This window comes from uncultured Candidatus Kuenenia sp. (assembly GCF_900696675.1).
Taxonomy (GTDB): domain Bacteria; phylum Planctomycetota; class Brocadiia; order Brocadiales; family Brocadiaceae; genus Kuenenia; species Kuenenia stuttgartiensis_A.
This window is the reverse complement of record NZ_CAADGZ010000160.1, coordinates 1-6604: the sequence shown is the minus strand read 5'-3', so window position 1 is coordinate 6604 and position 6604 is coordinate 1. Positions and strand designations below refer to the sequence as shown.

Below are 6604 nucleotides of genomic sequence, written 5' to 3'. Positions count from 1 at the left end.
AGCCTTTTAAAGCATTTGTATCAACGGCTAAACTTTTCCAATCGTTTGGGAAGAAAGTTCTTAGAAGATCCCAATCTTCTCTCATCATGGCTTTATCCTCCTATAGAGTGATTAGCGGGATAATTAATATAAAAATACCATGATGAATAAAATTTGTCAATAAAACAAGTTAGCGCTTATGGTGGCAAGCCTGTCCCCCGCTGGCGGGGGATTAAGGGGGTGGAATTGTCTGCGGAGGAAATCTGGGCGGTTTATAACATGAATAGCCATAAATTTTTCTTCTCATTCCTACGTTCTGCGGGAATGCTCCCCTTTTACCGCTTGAAAATGACAGAAACAACCCTGACAGGGTTCCAAACCCTGTCAGGGTTAATCAAACAAGATGTTTGCGATACAATACCTGTCAACCAACAGGCATGTGCGAATATTTACAAAAAATCGGGAATGCACCCTGAACAATCCTGGTCCAAAGGTAATCGGTATTGATGAAATTTCTATTCGTAAAGGTCACCGTTACCGTATCATAGTAAGCGACCTTGAGAGGAAGCGGGTGATTTGGTTTGGCGGCAAAGACCGTTCAGAAGATAGCATGAATCTATTCTGTGAAGAACTGGGGCTTCAAAAAATCAGGGAAATACGGCTTGCAGTTATGGACATGTGGAAGGCTTTTGAAAACTCCATCCGCCATCATGCACCGCAAGCTGCCACACTCTACGATAAATCTCATGTCATGAAGCATCTGCACGAGGAATTAGACAAAGTGAGAAAGAGCTAATATGCCAGACTGACTGGCAAAGACCGTAAGTTTATTAAAGGCCAGAAATACACGCAGCTCTCCCATCGTGAGAATCTCACGACTGACGGGAGAAAAGCATTAAAGATACTTCTGACTGCCAACAGGCGGCTGAACACTGCCTATATCATCAAAGAGACATTCGGGCAGTTATGGAGCTATACGTCAGAGGCCTGGGCCAGAAAGTTTTTTGATAACTGGAAGACCTCGATAAAGTGGCAACGGCTTAAACCATATGAGAAGTTTGCAGAACTGGTCGAACGCCACTGGGATGGCATTGCCGCCTTCTGCAAACCAGAGAATAAGGTTTCGCTCGGATTTGTCGAAGGTCTGAATAACAAAATCAGGGTAATTCAACGTCGGGCTTATGGCCTACGAGATGAAGAATATCTCCGGCTCAAAATCTTGACCTGCATGCTCCCTAATATCTAATTCAATACAAAAATGGCTCATTTTTACCCAACCCGATAGGGATAAGACCCAGTATAATCATTCATTAAGAAATTTAAATTTAGAGAGCTTCGCATCATATATTTTTTGTAGTGCGACGATGTTCGTCGCATTGCTTTAAATCAGACTGAGTTTTAAAAGACGAAAACCCAACGGCATTTATTTTTTCATACAGGAATTTCCGCATGGCAGTAATCGTATCAAAGGAGACAGGGGGAAACTCCCGCCACCTAGAGAAATATATTTATACCATATCAACTGATGTTATGTAAGTAGGTAAACAATTTTGGCAGGTCATTTTCTACGTACATTTCAAACAGGCGGAGCTATTACTATTTGCGGGTTAAGGTTTGCAACCCAATGTCATTAAGTTAAGCAACCTGCCAGAAAAGTCCCCCTTAAAAAAGGGGGATAAAGGGGGTTGTTTTTAATCAAATATCCTTAACTTAATTATATTGGTTTGCAACATGAACCAAACGTTTTATACTTTCAAGATCTGTCTTCTATTGGCAGAACAACTGACAAATAAATTCCAGATTCAAAACAGGGATTTTGTGGTTTGGGCATTAGAATTTTACCGCAGTACATGGCCCCATTATCCGCATAAACTTATGGGTTCAGGTTACAAACCAATGTCATTAAGTTAAGAATTATTGTAACACTTTGGTTTAAAAAAAACGTATTACCGATAAGCTCCGTAGGAGCAACCTGTTTGTAGTAGATAGGATACCATAACAGATATTAGCTCCGTCAGGAGCGGCCTGTCTTCCTGTCAATCATATACAGGCCGCTCCTGACGGAGCTATTTACCTGTTGAATTTTATTGCGCTACAAACAGACCGCCCCTAAAGGGGCTACATTGTTTTTTAGGCTCTTCAGGCAGGTTGCTTAACTTAATGACATTGGGTTACAAGCCCGAACCAGCCGGGAGTGTGTAAAACACCCCTAAACCTGGCAAGGGGGATGATTCGTTAAATCGTTTCAACCACTTAACCACTTAACCACTTCACCATTTGACTATTCGACTATTTGACCACTTAACTATTTCATAAAGCAAAAAGGAAGAAACAATGGATTTGGATACAAACACCAACAAAACGGCGCAGGAACTTTCTCTTTCTGCAAAGCAGGTAAGCGCAGTAATAGCCCTTTTGGATGAGGGGAATACGGTGCCCTTTATTGCGAGGTACCGGAAAGAAATGACCGGTAGCCTGGATGAGGTGGCGATATTGGCAATAAGAGACAGGATAACCCAATTGCGTGAACTGGATAAACGAAGAGAGACTATTTTGAATTCACTGACAAAGCAGGAAAAACTTACCCCTGAATTAGAAAAGGCGGTGAAAGAAGCAGAAACCCTAACGGCGCTTGAGGATATTTATCTGCCTTACAAGCCAAAGAGGAAAACGAGGGCGACTGCCGCAAGGGAAAAAGGGCTGGAACCATTCGCGAAACTGATTTTTGAACAGAAAGATTTTGATGTGCATGCCGAAGCTGCCCGTTATATTGATGCGGAGAAGGGGGTAACGACAGAAGAAGAAGCATTGCAGGGAGCCAGAGACATCATTGCCGAATGGGTCAATGAGGATGCGGATACCCGTAAGGTAATGAGGGAACTGTTCCTTAAGGAAGGTATTCTTACCTCAGAAGTGATAAAGGGAAAAGAAGAGGATGCGCAAAAATATAAGGATTATTTTGAGTGGAAGGAACCTGTCGCTTCCGTTCCTTCACACAGGATGCTTGCCATGCGCAGAGGAGAAAAAGAGCAGTTTCTCTTGCTGAGCATAGCACCTCCGCAAGAGATGGCAATCGATCTTTTAAAACGCAAATACCTTGTTTCGGAAAACAAGATCTCGGCACAGGTGGAACTAGCCCTAACGGATGCGTACAAAAGGTTGCTGAGCCTCAGCATGGAAACCGAGATACGGCTGAACGCCAAGAAGGAAGCAGACGAAGAGGCGATACAGGTGTTTGCAAAAAATCTCAGACAATTATTACTGGCATCCCCGCTGGGACAGAAAAACATCCTCGCCATAGACCCCGGTTTCCGCACCGGATGCAAGGTGGTATGTCTGGATAGACAGGGCAAGCTGCTCCATAATGAAACAATCTTTCCGCATGAGCCGCAAAAGAAGATTGCTGAATCGGCTTCAGCGCTGCAAAACCTTTGCAAAAAATTTGCGATTGAAGCAATCGCGATAGGAAACGGCACGGCGGGTAGAGAAACGGAACGTTTTGTAAAAGGCATAGATTTGCCCGGCAGTATTATTACCGTGATGGTAAATGAAAGCGGGGCGTCCATATATTCTGCCAGCGATATTGCCAGGGAGGAATTCCCTGATTATGATATAACCGTTCGCGGTGCGGTATCCATTGGCAGAAGGCTGTCTGACCCCTTGTCAGAATTGGTAAAAATAGATCCCAAATCCATTGGTGTGGGACAGTATCAGCACGATGTTGACCAAACGGCTCTTCGGCAGTCACTCGATGATGTGGTGATGAGCTGCGTGAATTCTGTGGGTGTGGAACTGAATACAGCAAGCAGTGAATTGCTTTCATATGTTTCCGGACTCGGACAGCAACTGGCAAAAAAGATTGTTGAATACAGAAACGAACACGGACCCTTCCGTAGCAGAGGGGAACTGGTTGAAGTGCCGAGGCTGGGTGATAAGGCGTTTGAACAGGCGGCAGGGTTCCTGAGGATAAGGAACGGCGAAAATCTTCTGGACGCCAGCGCAGTGCATCCGGAAAGTTATTATATTGTTGAAAAAATGGCGGAAAATTTGAATTGCGGCGTAGAAGATCTCATGAAAAACCCTGCGCTTCGCAACAAAATCGACCTGAAGAAATACGTGACTGAAGAAACAGGTCTGCCAACGCTCAATGATATTCTCAGTGAGTTGGATAAACCAGGACGTGACCCAAGGGAAAAGTTCGAGGCTTTTTCTTTTCAGGATGACATTAATGCAGTAGAAGATCTGGAAACAGGGATGACATTACCGGGGATTGTCACAAATATTACCAATTTTGGGGCATTTGTAGATATAGGGGTTCATCAGGACGGGCTGGTGCACATCAGCAATATGGCGGATAAATATGTTAAAAACCCTGCAGACGTTGTCAGCGTTCATCAAAAAGTAATGGTGACAGTAATCGAGGTGGATATTGGAAGAAAGCGGATCTCGCTTTCAATGAAGAGTGACCCGTTCGGGAAAGAAAGAAAATAATGGGGATTGTCACGATGTTTTCCGCAAAATTTTACCGTTTTTAATGCCGGAGTGTTTACCCTTCTGCACGGTAACGTTTCCATTTACAATTACATATTCAACTCCAACCGAATATTGATGAGGGTTTGCAAAGGTACTCTTGTCAGTAATTGTTTCCGGATTAAAGATTGTTATGTCGGCAAAATATCCTTCTTTTATGAAACCCCGCCGGTCTAATCCCACCTTTTGAGCCGGGATACCCGTCATTTTCCAGATCGCCTCTTCTATCGAAAAAAGCTTTTTTTCTCTGTAAAATGTCCCCAATACCCTGGAAAACGTCCCATAACTTCGCGGATGAGGGTTGCCATCAGCAAGTACACCCTCGCCGGAGCGGGTGGAACTATCGGAACCCACGCATACAAAATCCCAACTCAATATGCTTTCCAGATTTTTTTCAGACATATTAAACAAAAAAATATCCACCCTGGTATCCTCTTCTATCAGAAGATCTAACACCTCCTCCAGCGGAGGCTTCTTCTGTATCGCAGCAATTTCTGCAATAGATTTCCCCACCATCCACCTGTTTTTCTGAGTAGAAACAGATGAAATCACTATATCTGACCAAAATGGAGACTCATCAGTTTTTGACATCTCTCCAGCAATGCGCTTTCTTACCGCACGGTCTCTTAATCTTTGTATTTGATCTTCTGTGCCTCCATCGTATACCCAGGCAGGCAAAATGACATCGAGGTCCGTCGCTGCTGCTGTATAGGGATAGCGATCACAGGTAACATTCACCCCTTCGTTTATTGCATACGCTATCAATGCCTTTACCTTCTCCAATTTGTGCCAATTTTCCTGTCCCATTGTCTTAATATGCGATATCTGCACATTAACGCCGGTCTCTTCCGCCACCTTTATCGCTTCAGCAATGGCATTTTCCAGGTCATCGCCTTCATTTCGTATATGGGTGGCATAGAGTCCGCCATATTCTTTCACTCTATTGCACGTTGTTACCAGTTCATCAAATTCCGCATAACAGCCCGGCGGATAGACCAGGCCGCTGGACATGCCAAAAGCGCCGGCTTTCATAGCTTCTTCCAGGTACTTGCACATTACCGATAATTCATCCTTAGTGGCAGCCCTGCCATCATATCCTAAAGCACACGCTCTGATATTCCCATGGCCCACAAGAAAAGCCCTGTTGACGGAACTATTTATCCCTTCCGCAACATCAAAAAACCCTTGGGCAGAACGCCATGAGGGAACGATGCCGTATTTTGACAATCCTTGCCTGCGCCGTTCCAATAATTTTCCCCGCAACGGAAAAGCAGACAACCCACAATTGCCACAAACCTCCGTAGTGACGCCGTCCAGTATTTTGCTTTCACTTTCCCGGCACGCAAACCACAGAAAATCGCTATGAGAGTGAATGTCTATGAATCCCGGAGCAACGATCATCCCCTCTGCATCAATTCGTGTGCAGGTATTGCAGGAAATACGATCTTCTATTACTTCAATCTTATTTCCCTTTATACCAACGTCCATTTTTTTACCAGGCATTCCGGTACCGTCTATCAATAAACCTTTTTCTATTATCAAATCAAGATCCATTTTTCGTATTATCTCTTTTCGCTCTATTCTGTAAACCTGGGAGGAAGGGATTTTATTCTTCCACTAATGAAGATGGTTTATCCAGCCCCAATACTGTATCTACATCTTTGTGAAGTGAATCGAGGTCTGTCTTGATGGTGTCGATGTGCCTTTTGCAGTGTGTGGAGGAGCAACCGGTAAAATAAGTAAGAGCTGCTATTAAAAAGACTGGTAGAAAGAAGTGTACTTTAAAAGAATTTCGTCTCATGGTTAAATGTCCAAAAAATAAGTGTTCTTTTTATAAATGTTTCATCCGGCAAAGAAAATCGGCAATCTACAGTCGGCAAATTGCAGACAGTGGATTGTAGAAATTATTATAAGAACCTCAACTTATCGAGAAGTTACATTTTCCTGTAGGCAGTGCCTACCCGGCGCGGGTTCACTCATTAGAAGGCTTTTGTCAAGGACAAAATATCTCCGGTCGCAAAAATATCTACATTTTCACGTTTTGAATACCCCTCCAAGTACGGAATCGCTCTTACTGCTGTTTACGAAAATGACT

At 43.7% G+C, this 6604-nt stretch carries 3 protein-coding genes and 1 pseudogene; 2 read left to right on the top strand and 2 right to left on the bottom strand.

The annotated features are described in order from the left end of the window. Positions 1–382: 382 nt before the first annotated feature. Together QZT26_RS15695 and QZT26_RS15690 are read left to right on the top strand one after the other, a co-directional pair. A pseudogene (locus QZT26_RS15695) lies at positions 383–1225 on the top strand (ISL3 family transposase). Between the two features lie 1088 nt (positions 1226–2313). Next, complete coding sequence (locus tag QZT26_RS15690) at positions 2314–4470, top strand: Tex family protein (protein WP_295103489.1); 2157 nt, start codon at positions 2314–2316, stop codon at positions 4468–4470. 9 nt (positions 4471–4479) lie between these two features. Here QZT26_RS15690 and QZT26_RS15685 read toward each other — a convergent pair whose 3' ends face one another. After that, a complete protein-coding gene (locus tag QZT26_RS15685) occupies positions 4480–6063 on the bottom strand; it encodes a D-aminoacylase (protein ID WP_295103486.1) in 1584 nt (527 codons plus the stop codon). A 52-nt stretch (positions 6064–6115) separates the two neighbouring features. Next, positions 6116–6310 carry a hypothetical protein gene (locus QZT26_RS15680; protein WP_169704137.1) on the bottom strand — a complete coding sequence of 65 codons (195 nt, stop codon included), beginning with the start codon at positions 6308–6310 and terminating at the stop codon, positions 6116–6118. Positions 6311–6604 lie beyond the last annotated feature (294 nt).